Raw genomic sequence first — 17,853 nt, forward strand, 5'->3', positions numbered from 1 at the left:
GCGTGCGGGACGAGACCGACGTGGTGGTGATCGGCGGCGGGATCATCGGGCTGTCGACGGCGTACGCGCTGTCCCGCCAGCGTCCCGGCGTCCGCGTGACGGTGCTGGAGAAGGAGCACGGCCCGGCCCACCACCAGACGGGGCGCAACAGCGGCGTCATCCACAGCGGCGTCTACTACCGCCCCGGCTCCCTCAAGGCGCGGTACGCGACGCGCGGGGCCGCCGAGATGGTCCGCTTCTGCGCGGAGCACGGCGTCCCCCATCGGGTCACGGGCAAGCTGATCGTCGCCACCGGCCGCGAGGAGCTGCCCCGCCTGCACGCCCTGGTCCAGCGCGGCCGGGAGAACGGCATCCCGGTCCGCGAGCTGGGCCCCTCCCAGATCCCCGCGTACGAGCCCGAGGCGCGCGGCCTCGCCGCCATCCACGTCGCCACCACCGGCATCTGCGACTACGGCGCGGTGGCCCGGGTGCTCGCCGAGGAGTCCAAGGCCGACATCCGGTACGGCGCCGAGGCCGACCTCATATCCCGCCGCCTCGGCCGGGGCGTGGCCGTGCGGACCAAGGACGGCACAGTGGTGCGCGGCCGCGTGCTGGTCAACTGCGCGGGCCTGCACTGCGACCGCGTGGCCCGGCTGGCGGGCGACGATCCACAAATGCGGATCGTCCCCTTCCGCGGCGAGTACTACGAGCTGGCCCGGCCCGAACTGGTCCGCGGCCTGGTCTACCCGGTCCCCGACCCGGCCTTCCCCTTCCTCGGCGTCCACCTGACCCGCGGGGTGGACGGCGGCGTGCACGTCGGGCCGAACGCCGTCCTGGCCGGCGCCCGTGAGGGCTACTCCTGGCCCACTGTGCGCCCCGCCGACCTGGCGGGGACCCTCACCTGGCCGGGTTTCTGGCACCTCGCCCGCCGCCACGCGGGACACGGGCTCGGCGAGGTGGGCCGCTCCCTGTCGAAGCGGGCGTTCACCCAGGCGGTGCGCGGACTGCTCCCCGCCGTCCGCGAGAGCGACCTGGTGCGGGCACCGGCCGGGGTGCGGGCCCAGGCGGTGCTGCGCGACGGCACGCTCGTCGACGACTTCCTGATCCGCCAGGGCCCCAGCACCGTCCACGTCCTCAACGCCCCGTCCCCGGCCGCCACCGCCTCCCTGCCCATCGGCCGCGAGGTGGCCCGGCGGGCCCTGGGGGCGCTGGAGCGGGGCTGAGGGGGGGCCGGTCGCTGGTGCACGCCGCCATCCGACGCTTCCCGCCCGGCTCCGTAGACTGGAGGGCGTGGCGGCGGCACCGTCCAGCGATCCGCCCCTCCGGGGGCCCAGGGCGCGGACGCTTCCGTGCCCCTCCCCCGCGCCGGGCCGCGTCTCAGCCGTGCCTGGCGGACGTCCCCGTCCCCGTACGCCGAAATGCGGTTCCGCCTCCCGTGAGCAACCAGAACGCGCCCCAGCCCCCCGCCCCCGCGACCGCCCCGCCGGGCACCCCGCAGGTCCCGGCGCCGCCCCGCAGTGCCCGGACGTCGGCGGCCAAGCCGGAGCGCCTCCGGATGTTCGCCGACGGCACCGGCCCAGCGGCGGACCCGGCGGGCTCCCACTTCGAGCGGCGCATCCGCAGCTTCCAGCCACGCCGCAGCCGGGTCACCACAGGGCAGGAGGACGCGCTGCGGCGGCTCTGGCCGACCTGGGGCATCGACGTGGACGGGCAGCGCGTGCTCGACCTCGACGCGATGTTCGGCGAACGGCCGGTGGTCCTGGAGATCGGCTTCGGAATGGGCGAGGCGACCGCCCGGATGGCCGCCGACGACCCCGGCACCGGCATCCTCGCCGTCGACGTCCACACCCCCGGCCAGGGCAACCTGCTGGGCCTCGCCGACCGGCTGGGCCTGGACAACGTCCGGGTGGCCAACGGGGACGCCATCATCCTGCTCCGCGAGATGCTCGCCCCCGGGGCCCTGGCCGGCCTGCGCGTCTACTTCCCCGACCCGTGGCCCAAGACCCGCCACCACAAGCGGCGCCTGATCCAGTCCGAGTTCCTGAGCCTGGCGGCCCCCCGGCTCGCCCCCGGCGCCGTCCTGCACTGCGCCACCGACTGGGAGCCGTACGCCGAGCAGATGCACGACGTACTCAGCGCCCACCCGGCCTTCGAGAACACGGTGGAACCGACCGGGCAGGCAGTGGAGGGAACGGACGGCGTGGTGCGGCACGGGTACGCGCCGCGTCCGGCGTTCCGGCCGCGCACGCGGTTCGAGGGGCAGGGTCTCGACAAGGGGCACGTCGTCCACGACCTGCTCTTCCGCAAGGTGACGGAGCCTGCCGCGGGGTGAGTCCGGGACGGCTGCCCGAGGGTGACGCGGTGGACCGGAATGGACGCCACCGGGGCGCAGGGCGACAAATCTTCGCGACATTCTGTGGCGGTCTTTTCACTCGCCGGGACTAATCAGCCTTCCCAGAACTGGTTAGGGTCGTTCTCGTGATCAACAGCCCGTCGTACTCGGCCTCGCCGCCCGAGCAGCCGCGCGGCGTCGGTGCCGAGGGCGCCGGCCCCGGCGAGGCGCTGCCGCCCCCGCCGCCGATGCCCCCGTATCCGGCCGCGCTCGCCCGCATGCGCTGGTGGCAGCGGCACGCGGTGCGGGTGGGCCTGCTGGTCGGTCTGCTCACGGTCTCGGGCGGCATCATCCTCGCCCTGGTCCGCGAACAGACCGGTACGCACGGCTTCCTCGTCGGTCTCGGCCTGGCCCTGCTCCCGGTGCCGCTGCTGTTCGCGGTGTTCCGCTGGGTGGAGGCGGTCGAACCGGGCCCGTGGCGGAATCTGGTCTTCTGCTTCGCCTGGGGGGCCTGCGCAGCGGCGCTGATCGCCATCGTCGCCAACACCCTGGCCACCGAGTGGCTCGTCGGCTCCACCCTGGAGCCGTTCGCGGGCGGTGACGAGCCGCTGAAACCCAACGCGGTCGGCGCCACTTATGTGGCCCCCGTCGTCGAGGAGTCGGCCAAGGCGGTCTCCGTACTCCTGATCTTCCTCTTCCGCAGGCAGCACTTCCGCGGCCTGCTGGACGGCGCGGTCACGGCCGGTCTCACCGGCGTCGGCTTCGCCTTCACCGAGAACATCCTCTATCTCGGGAACGCCTTCGGCCGCGACCAGTTGAGCGGTGACAGCGGCATGGCCTCGGTCACCGCCGCCACCTTCTTCGTACGGATCGTGCTGTCGCCCTTCGCCCACCCGCTCTTCACCCTGCTCACCGGGATCGGCTTCGGCCTGGCCGCCCGCACCCTCAGCCGCCATCGCCTGCGCCGGGCCCTCCTGCCGCTGGGCGGCCTGCTGCTCTCCATGGGTATGCACGGCCTGTGGAACGGCTCGGCCACCCTGATGGGCCCCTTCGGCTTCGTCATCGTCTACGCGCTGGTGATGGTTCCGGTCTTCGGCCTCTCCGTCTGGCTGCTGGTGTGGGCCCGCGCCGACGTGCTGCGCGGCGTCCGCGCCCATCTCCCCGCGTACGTGGCGGCGGGCTGGCTCGCCCCGGCCGAGCCGACCGCCCTCGGCACGATGAACGGCCGTCACCTCGCCCGCGACCACGCCCGACGCGCCGGAGGCCGCGAGGCGGTGCGCGCCCTCGCCGCCTACCAGCGCGACGCCACCACTCTGGCCCTGCTGCGCCGCCGCGGCGAGCGGGGCCGGGCCGAGCCGGACTTCGTCGAGCGCGAGCGCGCCCTGCTCGCCTCCCTCTGGGAGCGCAGGGAGGCGATCCGCCCGGCCCAGCTGCACGCCGCCCGCCTGCTGGCGCCCCCGCCGCCCGCGATGTGGCTGCCGCCCCAGCACGGGGGCTGGGGCTGGGGTGGTCCGTACGGACCTCCGGGCAGGGGCGGGGCTGCCTGGGGCGCGCCGTGGCAGGGGCCGACCGCGGCGGGGTGGGGGCCCGCATCTGCCGGACCCCCGGCGCCGCAGCCGTGGCCGTACGCGGCCCCGCCGCACATACCCCCGCAGCACCGGTAGCCGAGGCCGCCTCCCGGGAGGCTGCGGTCGGGTTCAGGCCGAGGCGACCGTGAGCAGGCTCAGTTCCTCGTCGGTCAGCGTGAGGTCGGCGACGGCCAGCAGCGCCGGGAGCTGTTCCACGGTGCGGGCACTGGCGCTCGGCGCGGCCACGGTCGGGCGTGCGGCGAGCCAGGCGAGGGCGACCGACGCCACCTCGACACCGTGCGCCTCGGCGACGGTGTCCAGGGCGGCCAGGACCTTCTGGCCGCGCTCGGTGGCCAGGAGCTGCCCGGCACCTGCGGCGCGGGGGCTCTCCACGGTGGTGCCCGGGCGGTACTTGCCCGTCAGGAAGCCGGCGGCTAGGGCGTAGTACGGCACCACCGCCAGGCCCGCACGCGACGCGACCTGCTGGAGGCGGCCTTCATAGGTGTCCCGGGAGACGAGGTTGTAGTGGGGCTGGAGCGCGACGTACCGGGCCAGGCCCTCGCGGTCGGCGAAGTCGAGGGATTCCTGGAGGCGTTCGGGGCTGATGTTGGAGGCGGCCACGGCGCGCACCTTGCCGGCCTTCACCAGGTCGTCGAGGGCGGTGACGATCTCCTCGACCGGCACCGACGGGTCGTCGAAGTGGGTGTAGTACAGGTCGATCCGGTCGGTGCCGAGCCGCCGGAGCGACTCCTCGGCCGCCGCCTTCACGTTGGCGGCGGAGAGCCCCTTGAACTGGGGGTGGCCGCCGACCTTGGTGGCCACGACGATCTCGTCACGGTGGCCACGGGAGGCGAGCCACTTGCCGATCACGGCCTCGGACTCACCGCCCTTGTTCCCCGGCACCCAGGAGGAGTACGTGTCCGCGCTGTCGAGGAAGTTGCCGCCCGCGGCGGCGTAGGCGTCGAGGACGGCGAAGGACTGCGCCTCGTCCGCGGTCCAGCCGAAGACGTTGCCGCCGAGGGCCAGCGGAAAGACGTCGAGATCAGAGTTGCCGAGAGGACGGAGAGAGGTCATGGGGAGATCAACAAACGAGCCGGTCCGCCCATTCCTGGTGCAGCCGCATCCGGAGGGGACGCGCGGGTGGTGTGGAGACGAACAGGTCCGGCGGCCCTGACGTCGGGGGGTAGCCGTCAGGACCGCCGGAGTTCAGCCCGGCCGCTGCGGGACGCGGTCGCCCCGCAGCGGCCGGTGAGTCACGCAGAAGGAGCGCAGGAGACGCGGGAAGGGACCAGCTCGGAGGATGTGGACACACCGGCTGTGAACCGTGCCGGGGTGAAGCGACAGGCGGGCGCCCGTGCCCCGTTCAGACCTCGGGGAGGCGCCCGCCCGTCGGCACGTCAGATGTTGAGGCCCTTGCTCCGCAGCCAGCTGAGCGGGTCGACGCCGTCGCCGCCGCCCGGGTGGATCTCCAGATGGAGGTGGGGCCCGGTGACGTTGCCGGTGGCGCCGACGCGGCCGATCACGTCGCCGGTGGTGACCTTCTGACCGGCGCTGACCGACATCGACGACTGGTGGGAGTACCAGAGTTCGGTGCCGTCCTCCAGCTCCAGGATGGTCCGGTAGCCGTACGATCCGGCCCAGCCCGCTTCCTTGATGGTGCCGGAGTGGATCGCCTTCAGCGGGGTCCCGGTGGGAGCGGCGAAGTCGAGTCCGGTGTGGTAGCCGGAGGACCACATGGTGCCGCTCTGGCCGTAGGTCGAGGTCAGGGTGTACGAGGTGGTGGGGAGCGAGAAGCTGGCGGCGAGCTTGGCGAGGCGCTCGGCCTCCTCCTTCTTCCGCTTCTTCTCGGCCTTCTCCCGCTCCGCCTCGGCCAGCTTCTTCTCGGCGGCCTCCTGGACCTTCGCGGCCTCAGCGGCGGCCTGCGCGGCGGCGGCCTGCTCGGCGGCGTGGGCCGCGCTCTGGTCGGCCTGGTCCTGCTGGTGCTCGGCCTGCTGGATGATGCGGGCCCGCAGCGCCTCGCCGGCATCGGTGGTGCCCTGCTCGACGTCGGCGACGGTGACTCCGGCGCCGGTGAGCGGGCTGGCCGCCACCTGCGTGTCGGACTCCGCGTCGGAGCCCAGCAGCGTGCCGACGCCCGGCAGCGAGTCGACCTCGGGGAGGGACGCCTTGACGGACGAGAGGTCGGGGAGGGAGATGGAGACGGGGGGCTTCTCCTTGGCGGTGGCGATACCGCCGGCGCCCACCGCGGCGATCACGCCGACACCGAGGACGGTGGAGGAGCGGGCCAGGCCGCCGCCGCGCTGCTTCGCGACACGGTGTCGGCCACGGACGGGGCGGATGGACTCCTCGGTGGGATTCCATTCCTCCCAGGGCCCCCCGGCGGGTCCGTAGGCCGTGGGACCGGTGACCGGTTCCTCGTCGTTCGGCACGAACAGGGCCTCAGGGGCAGGACGGTTCGACGCCACGCGGGCGCTCTCCTTTCCTTCCTTCTCGCCTACCGGGTTAGCTGACGGGTTCGGAGCAGGAAGGTCTCCTACGGGCGCCTCGAAAGGCGTCCGATTCACCCCAAGGAGTGGTTCCCCGGTTCCCTACGGGATTCGGCGCGTGCGCGCGGAGCCGTCTCGGGTGACGGCCGGGACAACCGCGCTGCGTTATCGAACGTTAATAGACACCCACCCCGGATTCCAAGCTGTTCCAGGTGATCGTTGGACTCCGGGGCCTGGACGTACCGGGGCACCGGGGGGCGGAGTCGGGCGAGTTGACTGCCCCGAACCACCGCATCCACACCTGACGGTGTGTCAGTTGTTATGCGGGGAGCGTCCGTTCACTCACTCTCGGTGACCTGCCCGGCGACGTGCCGCGGCGGGCGCCTCAGGGCCGCCGGAGCGCGAGCAGCGCCATGTCGTCCTGCGGACCGCCGCCGGTGTGCGCGCCGACCTCCCGGGAGAGGGCCTCCAGGAGATGGCCGGGCGTCTCGAAGCGACGGCCCGTCAGCCGTGTCACCGGGTCGTAGAAGACTCCGCGCCCATCCCGCGCCTCCGTCAGGCCGTCGGTGAAGAGCAGCAGGGTGGCGCCGGGCGGGAACGGCACCGCGTCCGAACGGTCCGGCCAGACCCCGAGATCGCCCATACCGAGCGGCAGCGCCGGCTGGGTCGGCACCAGGGCCCGTACGTTTCCGTCGCCGTGGAGCACCAGCGGCTCAGGGTGGCCCCGGTTGACCGTGCGGACGACCGACTGCCCGGGCGGGATCTCCGCCAGCAGCGCGGTGGTGAACCCCTCGAACTGGTCCAGCCCCTCCCGCCGCACCCCCTCGCGGGCGAGGGCGCGTTCGAGCCGCTGGGCGACCCTCTCCAGGCTCGGCTCCTGCTCGGCGGCCTCCCGGAACGCGCCGATCACCACGGCGACCGCCTCCACCGCGCCGAGCCCCTTGCCGCGTACGTCGCCGACGAGCGACCGCACCCCGTACGGAGTCTCCTGCACGGCGTAGAGGTCGCCGCCGATGAGCGCGTCGGCCTGGGCCGCCTCGTAGCGGGCGGCGACGTCGAAGCCGCCGATGCGTTCGGCGGGGATGGGCAGCACGGCGCGCTGGGCGGCCTCGGCGATGTTGCGCGCACTGGCGAGTTCCTCTCCGCTGCGGATGACCAGGCGGTTGCTGAGCACCGCGAGGAGGGCGCAGGTCAGGATGGTGAGCAGCTCGGTGGTCGAGACCACCCCGCCCAGGGTCGCGGTCTGCCACTGGAGCAGGCCCACGACGCCCAGCGCGGCGCCCCCGGTCAGCAAGGTGCCGAAGAGCGAGAAGAACGGCGCGGCGATCAGCGGCGCCGCGGCGTAGAGCGGGCTGGCGCTGAAACGCGGCGGCGTGGCCTCGTCGAAGACGATCCCCGCGACGATCAGCGCCGCGGGCAGCAGCCGCACCAGCATTCGGGACCTGCTCCTCGTGCGGCCGTCGCCGAGAAGACCCCGGCGGGCCGCGCCCCGCTCGGCGGGAGGTGCCTCGGCGGCCGGGCGGCCCGTCTCCTTCTCCGCTTCGCCGCGTTTCCCCACCAGCCTGTCTCCTGATTTATCGGCCGGCCCCCGGTCGGCCCGGCCCGGACACGCACGCTCCCGCGCCGGCGCTTCCCCCCATGCTTCCGCCGGCCCCGTGCAACGGCGACCGGACAGCGCCGAACGAGTACCGGGACCACGCACACACGACGAAGGCCCGGACTCCTCGAAAGGAATCCGGGCCTTGGCCTTCAGTAGCGGGGACAGGATTTGAACCTGCGACCTCTGGGTTATGAGCCCAGCGAGCTACCGAGCTGCTCCACCCCGCGTCGGTAAGACCAACTGTACGCCATCTGGGAGGCCCCTCGCGCCACCCCTCGCTCCGGGCTCCCCGGGCCCGCCGCCATCCGGCGACGACAGCACGGACGGCCGGACGGCAGCGGGCCGCCCGGCCGGTCCGCCGCCGGCGTCCGCCTGCGGCCCGGGCAAGGGCGGTCACGGCCAGCGCGATCTGGCTTCCCCGTTCGGCCCAGCCGACGCCCCTGATCCCGGCGAGACCGGACCGGCCGGAGACGAAGACGCCGATGTGCATCCCCCACGATGCCGACGACGGTCAGCGGCAGCCGACACGCTGGCGGCCGGGGACGACCACGCGCCCCAGGACTCCGATGGCGACGCCGGTGCCGATCGCACCGATGGGCCCGCCATTCCTGTGGGCCACGCCGCTCGTTTCCGCCGTGCCGAGCCTGGCGGACCGTTGGCGAGCATGTCCCCCGCGCCGCGACGGGCCAGTCCCGCACCGGCCGGAATCAGGCGATCCGCGGCCTCGCCGGACTCTGGGTGGTGCGCGCAGGGCGCGTGGGACACCGGGCGTACGCCTCTCGCAGCCACGGCAACACCCCTCCCCGCGCCCACCAGGAGCACGGAGAAGGGGTCGCGGAGAGCCCGTCGCCCGCCCGGGGGATTGGGTTGCCGGCCGGGCGACGGGTGTTCGGGGGGGGGTGGGTCAGACGTTGACGCCGAAGTCCTGGGCGATCCCGGCCAGGCCCGAGGCGTATCCCTGGCCGACCGCGCGGAACTTCCACTCGGCGCCGTGCCGGTAGAGCTCGCCGAAGACCATGGCGGTTTCGGTGGAGGCGTCCTCCGTCAGGTCGTACCGCGCGATCTCGGCGCCGCCCGCCTGGTTCACCACGCGGATGAAGGCGTTCCGGACCTGGCCGAAGCTCTGACCGCGGGACTCCGCTTCGTGGATGGAGACGGGGAAGACGATGCGGGTGACCTGCGGCGGGACCGCCGCGAGGTCGACCTTCACGGCCTCGTCGTCGCCGTCACCCTCGCCGGTGAGGTTGTCACCGGTGTGCTCGACGGAGCCGTCGGGGCTGGTCAGGTTGTTGTAGAAGACGAAGTGCCGGTCGGAGACGACCTTGCCGGACTCGTCGCAGAGCAGGGCGCTGGCGTCCAGGTCGTAGTCGTTGCCGGTCGTCGTGCGGACGTCCCAGCCGAGCCCGACAAGGACCGCGGTCAGCCCGGGAGCTTCCTTGCTGAGAGAGACATTGCCGCCCTTGGCCAGGGAAACGCCCATGGTCTTCTCCTTCTGCGGTTCGTCCTGCGTGCTGGTGCCGGGTCCCGCACCGCGGCGCCGTACTGCCCCGGGTGCGGGCGGGGAGCGGCGGCCGGACCGGAGGGCCGGCCGCGTGTCGTCGTACGACTCGCAGCCGCCACGCCTGCGCCGGGCGCCGTGGGTGGCGGCGCCGACGCCGTCGAATCTACCTCATCTCTACACGCATGTAGAAGCAGTCCCGGGTGCCCTCGCCTTCCTGCCGCGGCCCGCACGTCCTCTCTGCCCAACAGGCGCATCCCGTCACCCTTTGTTCTAGTGGGAAAAGTCGCCAATCGACGGAAGAGCCATCAGCCAGCGAACCTCCGCGGAGGCACCCACCATGTCGTTGTCGTCCTTCGGGTCCTTCGGGGGCCCGGGCCCCGACCCCTTCTCCGATCTGCTGAACCGCTTCTTCGGGATGACTCCCGGCGCCTCCCCGCCCGCCGTCCAGCGGGTCCCCATCGGCCGGCTGCTCACCGATTCGGCCCGTGACCTGCTCGGCCGCGCCACCGCCAAGGCCGAGGAGGACGGCTCCGAGGACCTCGACACGGAGCACCTGCTGTGGGCGTGCACCCAGGTCGAGCCCTCCCGCTCGCTGCTGGCGCGGGCCGGCGTCGACCCGGACAAGCTCGCGACCGCCGTCGCGCAGGTGCTGCCGGGCGAGAGCCGGACCCCGTCCGCCGAACCGGGGCTCACCCCAGCGGCCAAGCGCGTCCTCATCGCGGCGCACGCCCGCTCGCAGGCGGCCGACGTCTCGTACATCGGGCCGGAACACGTCCTCGGAGCGCTGCTGGACGACCCGAACTCCGGCGCGGGACGCTTCCTCCAGGCGCAGGGCACAGACCCCGGCGCGCTCTCACGGCGTGCGGACGCGACAGCGCGCTCCGAGGGCACGCCGGCCTCGGGCAAGCCCGACAGTGAGACGCCGACGCTCGACGAGTACGGCCGCGACCTGACCGCCGAGGCCAAGGCGGGCAAGCTCGACCCGGTGGTGGGCCGGGCCGACGAGATCGAGCAGACCATCGAGATCCTCTCCCGCCGCTCGAAGAACAACCCGGTGCTCATCGGCGAGCCCGGCGTCGGCAAGACCGCGATCGTGGAGGGCCTGGCCCAGCGGATCATCGCGGGAGACGTCCCGCGCACGCTCCACGACAAGCGGGTGATCGGGCTGGATCTGTCGGGGCTGGTCGCGGGGGCGCAGTACCGCGGGCAGTTCGAGGAGCGGCTGAAGAACGTCATCGACGAGGTCAAGGCCGCCTCGGATTCGACCATCCTCTTCATCGACGAGCTGCACACCGTCGTCGGCGCTGGTTCCTCCGGCGAGGGCGCGATGGACGCGAGCAACATGCTCAAGCCCGCCCTCGCCCGCGGTGAGCTGCACGTCGTCGGCGCCACCACCATCGACGAGTACCGCAAGCACATCGAGAAGGACGCGGCGCTGGAGCGGCGCTTCCAGCCGGTGCTGATCGAGGAACCGAGCGTTCCGGAGACCGTGGAGATCCTCCAGGGGCTGCGCGACGGGTACGAGGCGCACCACGGGGTGCGGTTCAGCGATGAGGCCCTCGGCGCGGCGGCGGCGCTCTCCGACCGGTACCTGACCGACCGGTTCCTCCCCGACAAGGCGATCGACCTGATGGACCAGGCCGGAGCACGGGTGCGGCTGAAGTCCCTCGGGCGTTCCGGCGAGGAGATCGAGCGCGAGGACGAGCTGGCGAAGCTCACCCGGGAGAAGGACGAGGCGGTCGACGCGGAGCAGTTCGAGCGCGCCGGCGAGCTGAAGGAACGTATCGCCCGGATCGAGTCGGAGCTGGCCGGGATCGAGGAGCGCCGGGAGGGCGTCGTCGAAGTGACCGTCGACGACATCGCCGACGTCCTCGCCCGCCGCACCGGCATCCCGGTCGCCCAGCTGACCGCCAGCGAGAAGGAGAAGCTGCTCAAGCTGGAGGACGCGCTGCACTCGCGCGTCGTCGGCCAGGACGAGGCGGTCACCGCGGTCTCCCAGGCGGTCCGCCGCAGCCGGGCCGGGATGGGCGACCCCAACCGCCCGACCGGCTCCTTCCTCTTCCTCGGCCCGACCGGCGTCGGCAAGACCGAGCTGGCCAAGGCGCTGGCGGAACTCCTCTTCGGTGACGAGAACCGCATGGTCCGCTTCGACATGAGCGAGTTCCAGGAGCGGCACACCGTCTCCCGGCTGGTCGGCGCCCCGCCCGGATACGTCGGCCACGAGGAGGCCGGCCAGCTGACCGAGAAGGTACGTAGGCAGCCCTACAGCGTGCTGCTCTTCGACGAGATCGAGAAGGCGCACCCCGACGTCTTCAACGCGCTGCTCCAGGTCCTGGACGACGGCCGGCTGACGGACGCCCAGGGGCGGACGGTCGACTTCCGCAACACCGTCGTCATCATGACCAGCAACATCGGCGCGCAGCTCATCCTCGCCCACCAGGGCGACGTGTCCGAGATCAAGGACGACCTGATGGACGAGCTGAAGACCCGGTTCCAGCCGGAGTTCCTCAACCGGGTCGACGCGACGATCATCTTCCAGGGCCTGGCCGAGAAGGAGCTGTCGCAGATCGTCGACCTCATGCTGGAGCGCAGCGCCCGCCGGGTCCGCGCCCAGGACATGACCCTGGAGGTGACCGACGCGGCGAAGAAGCTGCTGGTCGCCCACGGCCACCAGCCGGAATTCGGTGCCCGCCCCCTGCGCCGCACCATCCAGACCGAGCTGGACAACCGCCTCGCCGAACTCATGCTCCTCGGCGAGGCCGAACCGGGCGACCTCATCGTCGCCGACGTCGACAACGACGCCCTGGTCTGCCGGATCGAGCGTCCCCGCAAGTCGGGCGGATCGGACACCGACGGTGACACGGCCGAATCCGGTACCGGGAAGTCCGACACCCCGAAGTCCACCGGAGCCTCCCCCGCCTGACAGGCGGACCTGCTCCTACGCACCCCCGACCGGTCCGGAGGGAGATCCTCCGGACCGGTCAGCCGCACGCCACCCCCATTCACCCTTACGGAGAATTGTCACTGTCAGTGACGGATGGCAAGCTCAACGGCATGACTGAGAACACCCTCCGCCCTGCCGCCCCGCCCCTGGCCGCCTGGCCCACCGCTCCGGCTCCCGACACCCCGACCGCCGTGGTCACCGCCCTGTGGGCCCGGATGCAGGCCCGCGACTGGAGTGGCGTGGCCGCGCTCCTCGCCCCGGACGCGGTCGTCGACTGGCCGATCAGCGCCGCACGCCTGCCCGACCGCGACGCCTACGCGGCGGTCAACGCCGCATACCCGGAGGGCTGGACGATCCACGAACCACACGTCATAGCCCAGGGCGCCACCGTGGTCTTTCGAGGTCCGCGTCGACCACGAGGAGGTCGGCACCCACGTCGTCGTCTCCTTCTGGACCGTGGAGGACGGCCTGATCACCTCCGGCCGCGAGTACTGGACCATGCCCGGCAGCGACCCCTCCCCGCCCTGGCGCGCCCACCATGTACGCCCGCTGTGACCCCGGCCCTGTGGGCCGGCCCGCTCCGGCGCGGTACGCGACGAGCCGCTCGCCCGGAAAGGGCCGGGCGGGGGAGTGCGGTCGCGCCCCCCGGACGTGGCACGGCTTGTTCCCCCCTGCGGCAGCTGTCAGTCGCGGGCGAGCACCTTGCGGTAGACCTGTCGCGAACCGCCTTCGGGGCCGACAGGGGCCTGCTCGGCAGGAGTGAAGCCGAGCGAGGAGTAGAAGGCGCGCGCGCCACTGGTGACGGCACCGGAGTGGTCGGCACCGAAGGTGACCACCTCCAGCGTCCCCGGGCCTCGGACGTACCTCTGTACGGCTTCGGCTATGAGGGCACGGCCCACACCGGTCCCCCGCGCGCGGCCGGAAACGACGACCCAGCGCACGTGGTGGACGGGCGGCTCGCTGCTGAAGAGCAGTCCGCCCACGAGGCTTCCGCCGTCAGCCACCGCGGCCAGGGCTCGCCCCTCCCTGATGCGCTCGTCCAGAGCCCGGTGGAAGCCAGGTTCGTCGACCATCGGGCCGAACCAGTGCTCCACCTCGGCTGCCAGACCGAGCAGTCCGGGAACGTCGGCGCTCAGAGCGGGCCTGATGATCATCCGGCGAGCCTAGCGGCTCACCCTGCCGCCAGAGCCAGGCAGCCCGTCCAGCCCGGCCCTCGGCTCCCCCCAGCTAGAGCCCGCCGCCCGTCTCCGGCCGGATCACGATCGGCTCGCCCCATATCCGCACGACCTCGAAGGAGGTGCTTTCCCGGACCAGCCGGTAGGCGGCGGCCCGGTCGGCCTTGCGGCGGCAGGCGGCGAGGAAGAGTTCCGCCTCACGCTGGTCCCGGCGCGGAGTGCCGCAGAGCTGCCACGCCTGCCCCGACCACGCCTCAGGACGCCACCTGACCATCGGCTCCGGGGTGTCGGCGGCGATGCCGTACCGCGAGGGCACCGGGGCGGGGCGTTCGCCGGCCTCGGCGGCGGGGGCGCCGCCCCAGCGGTCGCGGTAGGCGGAGCGGTGGTGGGAGCGGCGCCGGGTCTCGCAGAGGAGGCAGCCGTCCGGGGCCGCCTTGTCCACGGGCCCGTACGGATGCTGGGAACAGCGCGTGGTGGGGGCCGGGCCCGTGGACTCCTCCAACAGGTCCAGTGCCCGCTTCAGGTCGGCGCGGATCTCGTGCAGGGTCTCCTCGGGCGTATCGCCTCGCAGCTCGTCGCCCGACTCACCGAGCACCCGGAGCATCCGCCCCAACGCCACCATCTGCGCATGATTCATCCGGTCCACACCTCCACAACCACGAAACCGGCCGTCGGCACCGCACCGGACCCTGGTCGGGCCGCCCCGCTCGACACCTCAGTGGAGCACGGGTGGAGCCAGCGCCCGGAAAAAGGCGATGACCCCCGGCCAGATAGCCCCTGACCAGGGGTTGAGCGGTAGGCCGTGTGGGACTCGAACCCACAACCAATGGATTAAAAGTCCACTGCTCTGCCAATTGAGCTAACGGCCCGTGCTGATCGGCACACCCGAGCATAGCCCGCCGGTGGCCGGGAGCCGATGGGGTATCGGCTGCCGCGCCCGTCGAATCCGGGCGTCCGGTACCGCGGCGGTGGTCAGACCGCTCGCGGCACCGGACGGGCCGGACCGGTCAGAAGATCCCCTTGTAGGTCAGCCACCCGGTCGTGATCTTGGTCCGGGACGAGAAGGAGCCCTTGCCATTACCGGTGTTGCGGTACACGACGCCCTTGTTGTCGACCACCAGGAGGTCGTTCTTGCCATCGCCTGTCATGTCGCCGACGCCCAGCACGTGGGTGTAGGTGCTGCCCCACTTGGTGAACACGGTGGCGCGGCTCTTCAGCGTCCCGTCGCCCGCACCGTTGTACCGGTAGAGCGTGCCGTCCTTGGCGCGGGCCAGGACGTCGCCGTGCCCGTCACCGTTGAGGTCACCGGCGCCGAGCACATGCGTGTAGGACTTCCACGCGGTGCGGATCTTCTTGCCGGCGCCCAGCTTGCCGGCCTTGGTCCCGGGGAAGACCCAGATGTCGCTGGTGGAGGTCTTCCGTGCCAGCAGGTCCGGGAGGCCGTCCCCGGTGAGGTCACCGGGCGAGGTCAGGACGTTGTACGCCTCCCAGCCTCCGCCGAGCGAGGTGCGGGTACTGGTCTTGGCCGGCGGGTGACCGCAGACGCCGTCGTAGCGGTGGAGGTTGCCGACCGTGTTGCGGACGAGCAGGTCGTTGCAGCCGTCGCCGGTCAGGTCGCCGAAGGGCACGTAGGTGTACTTGGTGTGCCAGCCGGCGCGGCCCCACTTGTCGTGGACGTCCGCTGCGGGGAAGTCGTGCGAGGTGAGGATGCCGCTCTTGTTGACGGTCAGGACATTGCCCCGGCCGTCCGCCTGCTCGTCACGGTAGCCGGCGGTACCGCCGCTGACCTGGACGGTGCCGGTCTTCACCGGCACGTAGGACGGCTCCCCCGCCGCCTTCACGCTCACGGTCCAGGTGTGAGTGCCGTTCCGGGGTTTCTTGCCGCCGGTGGCGAGGCCGTCCCAGGTCGCGGAGATCGAGGCGGCGGTGCGCGCCGTGCCGCTGACCGTGGCGACGGTCTTCTTGCTGACGTCGGTGAAGGTGACCTTCCAGGCGTCGGCCGGGCGGCTGAGCTGCCAGTGGCCGGTCCACGGCTCCGTGCCGCCCGCGCGGACGAAGTTCCGCTCGACGCGGGACTCGATGGAGGTGACGGGCGAGCGGGGGACGGGCACTTCTGTGACGTGGATGCGCTGGTCCGCGTCGACATGGGCGACGTTGCCGCCGAACGGGTCGACGGCCCAGCCGATGCCGTGCCCCCACTCGACGCCGGAGGCCAGCAGGGACGTGGCCGGCTTGGCCCCGGCTCCGCGGGCGAAGTCCGTGACCATCAGGTCGTCCCCGGTGGCCCGGACGAGGAAGCCGTCGCCGAGGCGGGGCTCACCGCCTGCCGGGACGCTGACGCTCTTGCCGAGAGTCTGGTCGAGGACCCCGGCCTTCTTGCCCCCGCACGCCCAGTAGATCCAGCGCCCGACCGCCTGGAGTTCGGTGGGCTTGCAGCCGGAGCCGGTGTCGACGGCGGCGGCGGTCTTCTCGGTCTTCACGTCGTAGGCGGCGACGGTGCCGGTCGCCGTCGCGGGCTTCCACACCTTGTTGCCCCACAGCGCGGCAGCGGTGGCCGTGAAGGTGTGGATGACGTTGGAGTCGTAGAACTCCTCCAGGTCGCCCACGGCGAACTTGCCGGAGTCCCACTCCTTCACCAGCACGTGGCGGCCGGTGGCGGCGACGATCTGTGGGCGCTCCCAGCTCATCGGGCCGATGCCGCGCAAGACGTTCTGCCCGAGAGGGACGTTGACCCCGTTGCCGCTCGGGTGGGCGGCCCACCCGTTGCCCAGCGCCGTGAGACTGGCGCAGGAGGGTCCCCCGTCGGGGCATGCCCGGTAGTCGCCGAGGGAGCGGGTCACCGTGGTCGGGCCCGAGACGATCCTGGGTGCGCCGGAGGTGGTGAGTTCGTAGGAGCGGAGGGAGGGCTGGCCCTGGGCCGGGTCGGTGCCGACGGTCAGCAGGCGGCCGCCGCCGAGGGCGAGGCCCTTCACCGTCCCCGCCACCGGCTCAAGCGCGTGCACCGGCGTGGCGGTGGCCTCACCGTCGGCGCTGACGCTGATCCGGCGGACCGCCCAGTCGGAGACCGAACCGCCACCGGCGACCAGGGCACTCCCGTCGGGAGCCGGGATCAGCCGGGCCTGGGCGTGCGGCAGCACGGTCACCGGGTCGCCGCCGCCGATACGGACGGCGGAGAGCGGCTGGCCGATGTGGTGGTCGGGCTGCGCCTCCTGGTGCACGACGAGCAGATGGTCGCCGGAGACCTCCAGCATCATCTGGTGCCTGGTCGTGGTCTTCACCGGGCCGGGGACCACGGTGCGTACGACGGGCTCGTCCAGGTCGCGGCGGTCGAGGGTGAGGACCTCGGGGGAACTCGGCTCCCAGCCGACGACGTAGCGATCGGTCAGCGTGACCTTGCCGGGCGTCGCGGGAAGGCCGGTGAAGAGCGCAGTGGTGGTGCCGGTCGCGTAGTCGAGGAGGTAGGCCCTCTTCACCCCGTCGGCCCCGCGAACGCCGATGACCGCGGACTCGTGGGTCTGGTCGAGGACGTTGACGAAGCTCTCGCCCTCGCCGAGGGGGATCTCCTGGTCCGTGACCGTGCCGTCGGCCGATCCGCGCAGCAGGTGCATGACGGTCGGATCGCCGGTCTCCCGGCTCGTGGTCAGCACGGTCGAGGCGTTGTGGCCGCGCTGCCAGGTCTGCTTCTTCGGCAGGGCGATCGTGACCGAGGGGGCCGTGCCCTCCAACTGCCGCAGCTCCAGGGTGCGGGCGGAGGCCGACCACCAGGCGCCGAGCGTGCCGTTCCACCAGGTCGCGTTCTCGGCCTTCCGGGTGGCCCCGGTGGCGTACTCCGTGTACTCCACCGAGCGGCCCTCCTCCCGGTGGAGGAAGCCCTGCTCGCCCGCGACGAACAACTCGTCCACGCGTGGCTGGAAACGGGACGGCGCGTCGATGACGGCCTCGGCGGGCGCGGCGGCCGCCGTACCGGGCGGGGCCGCGACCGCCACCAGTCCGGCGGAGACGGCGAGCGCGCAGAGGGCGGCCACCGTCGGGCGCATGCGGGCGTGCTGGGCCAAGGAGATCCCCCCAGGGATGCGATACGGCCCGTCCACGGCCGGACGGCGGGGCAGCCTGCGGCCGACGTCGGCTCCGCGGGGGCCTGCCCGGCGGCCCGGAGAGGACGGCGGTCCGCGTGGTTCTCGTCCCATGGGCCCAACTCCGGCCCTGCCCACGCGTGATGACGGATGCTAACAGCGGAGATCTTGTGATGAAAGTGTGGGCCACTGGAA

At 72.7% G+C, this 17,853-nt stretch carries 11 protein-coding genes, 2 tRNA genes, 1 pseudogene and 1 riboswitch; of the genes and pseudogenes, 5 read left to right on the top strand and 9 right to left on the bottom strand.

Going from position 1 to position 17,853, the window contains the following annotated elements; all coding sequences use genetic code 11:
• The first annotated feature begins 2 nt into the window (after window positions 1-2).
• The 3 genes from lhgO to ACSLIC_RS11940 all read left to right on the top strand — a co-directional run bounded on the left by lhgO (window position 3) and on the right by ACSLIC_RS11940 (window position 3,975).
• Complete coding sequence (gene lhgO, locus ACSLIC_RS11930; protein ID WP_436737652.1) at window positions 3-1,202, top strand: L-2-hydroxyglutarate oxidase; 1,200 nt, start codon at window positions 3-5, stop codon at window positions 1,200-1,202.
• A 212-nt stretch (window positions 1,203-1,414) separates the two neighbouring features.
• Complete coding sequence (trmB, locus tag ACSLIC_RS11935) at window positions 1,415-2,311, top strand: tRNA (guanosine(46)-N7)-methyltransferase TrmB (protein ID WP_436737653.1); 897 nt, start codon at window positions 1,415-1,417, stop codon at window positions 2,309-2,311.
• A gap of 146 nt (window positions 2,312-2,457) precedes the next feature.
• On the top strand, window positions 2,458-3,975 hold the full coding sequence (locus ACSLIC_RS11940; RefSeq protein ID WP_436737654.1) for a PrsW family intramembrane metalloprotease: 1,518 nt from the start codon (window positions 2,458-2,460) through the stop codon (window positions 3,973-3,975).
• Window positions 3,976-4,008: 33 nt separating this feature from the next.
• On the opposite strand, the gene ACSLIC_RS11945 is transcribed toward ACSLIC_RS11940, so the two are convergent.
• The 5 genes from ACSLIC_RS11945 to ACSLIC_RS11965 all read right to left on the bottom strand — a co-directional run bounded on the left by ACSLIC_RS11945 (window position 4,009) and on the right by ACSLIC_RS11965 (window position 9,445).
• Complete coding sequence (locus ACSLIC_RS11945) at window positions 4,009-4,953, bottom strand: aldo/keto reductase (protein ID WP_436737655.1); 945 nt, start codon at window positions 4,951-4,953, stop codon at window positions 4,009-4,011.
• Window positions 4,954-5,276: 323 nt separating this feature from the next.
• Window positions 5,277-6,344, bottom strand: coding sequence for a M23 family metallopeptidase (locus tag ACSLIC_RS11950; protein WP_436737656.1), 1,068 nt, complete (start codon window positions 6,342-6,344; stop codon window positions 5,277-5,279).
• Window positions 6,345-6,355: 11 nt separating this feature from the next.
• Window positions 6,356-6,492, bottom strand: a riboswitch (cyclic di-AMP (ydaO/yuaA leader).
• Window positions 6,493-6,750: 258 nt separating this feature from the next.
• Window positions 6,751-7,923 carry a PP2C family protein-serine/threonine phosphatase gene (locus tag ACSLIC_RS11955; RefSeq protein WP_436737657.1) on the bottom strand — a complete coding sequence of 391 codons (1,173 nt, stop codon included), beginning with the start codon at window positions 7,921-7,923 and terminating at the stop codon, window positions 6,751-6,753.
• 195 nt (window positions 7,924-8,118) lie between these two features.
• Window positions 8,119-8,192, bottom strand: a tRNA-Met gene (locus ACSLIC_RS11960).
• Window positions 8,193-8,869: 677 nt separating this feature from the next.
• Window positions 8,870-9,445: a TerD family protein gene (locus ACSLIC_RS11965; protein WP_436737658.1), complete on the bottom strand. Its 576-nt coding sequence runs from the start codon at window positions 9,443-9,445 to the stop codon at window positions 8,870-8,872.
• A gap of 358 nt (window positions 9,446-9,803) precedes the next feature.
• On the opposite strand from ACSLIC_RS11965, the gene ACSLIC_RS11970 reads away from it, so the two are divergent.
• A complete protein-coding gene (locus ACSLIC_RS11970) occupies window positions 9,804-12,389 on the top strand; it encodes an ATP-dependent Clp protease ATP-binding subunit (protein WP_436737659.1) in 2,586 nt (861 codons plus the stop codon).
• A 107-nt stretch (window positions 12,390-12,496) separates the two neighbouring features.
• Window positions 12,497-12,965: pseudogene (locus ACSLIC_RS11975) on the top strand (nuclear transport factor 2 family protein).
• Window positions 12,966-13,093: 128 nt separating this feature from the next.
• Here the strand turns inward: ACSLIC_RS11975 and ACSLIC_RS11980 are convergent.
• The 4 genes from ACSLIC_RS11980 to ACSLIC_RS11995 form a co-directional block, all read right to left on the bottom strand.
• Window positions 13,094-13,564 carry a GNAT family N-acetyltransferase gene (locus ACSLIC_RS11980; protein ID WP_436737660.1) on the bottom strand — a complete coding sequence of 157 codons (471 nt, stop codon included), beginning with the start codon at window positions 13,562-13,564 and terminating at the stop codon, window positions 13,094-13,096.
• A 73-nt stretch (window positions 13,565-13,637) separates the two neighbouring features.
• Complete coding sequence (locus tag ACSLIC_RS11985) at window positions 13,638-14,222, bottom strand: hypothetical protein (RefSeq protein WP_436737661.1); 585 nt, start codon at window positions 14,220-14,222, stop codon at window positions 13,638-13,640.
• Window positions 14,223-14,381: 159 nt separating this feature from the next.
• Window positions 14,382-14,454: transfer RNA gene (locus ACSLIC_RS11990), tRNA-Lys, on the bottom strand.
• A 138-nt stretch (window positions 14,455-14,592) separates the two neighbouring features.
• Window positions 14,593-17,640 carry an FG-GAP-like repeat-containing protein gene (locus ACSLIC_RS11995; protein ID WP_436737662.1) on the bottom strand — a complete coding sequence of 1,016 codons (3,048 nt, stop codon included), beginning with the start codon at window positions 17,638-17,640 and terminating at the stop codon, window positions 14,593-14,595.
• Window positions 17,641-17,853 lie beyond the last annotated feature (213 nt).

This window comes from Streptomyces sp. BBFR102, assembly GCF_051397025.1.
Lineage (GTDB): Bacteria > Actinomycetota > Actinomycetes > Streptomycetales > Streptomycetaceae > Streptomyces.

Bases quoted from the DNA above. Each gene is read 5' to 3' on its own strand.
- ACSLIC_RS11980 (WP_436737660.1), bottom strand. From the start codon at position 13,564: ATGATCATCAGGCCCGCTCTGAGCGCCGACGTTCCCGGACTGCTCGGT.
- ACSLIC_RS11965 (WP_436737658.1), bottom strand. From the start codon at position 9,445: ATGGGCGTTTCCCTGGCCAAGGGCGGCAATGTCTCTCTCAGCAAGGAA.
- ACSLIC_RS11945 (WP_436737655.1), bottom strand. From the start codon at position 4,953: ATGACCTCTCTCCGTCCTCTCGGCAACTCTGATCTCGACGTCTTTCCG.
- ACSLIC_RS11970 (WP_436737659.1), top strand. From the start codon at position 9,804: ATGTCGTTGTCGTCCTTCGGGTCCTTCGGGGGCCCGGGCCCCGACCCC.
- ACSLIC_RS11985 (WP_436737661.1), bottom strand. From the start codon at position 14,222: ATGAATCATGCGCAGATGGTGGCGTTGGGGCGGATGCTCCGGGTGCTC.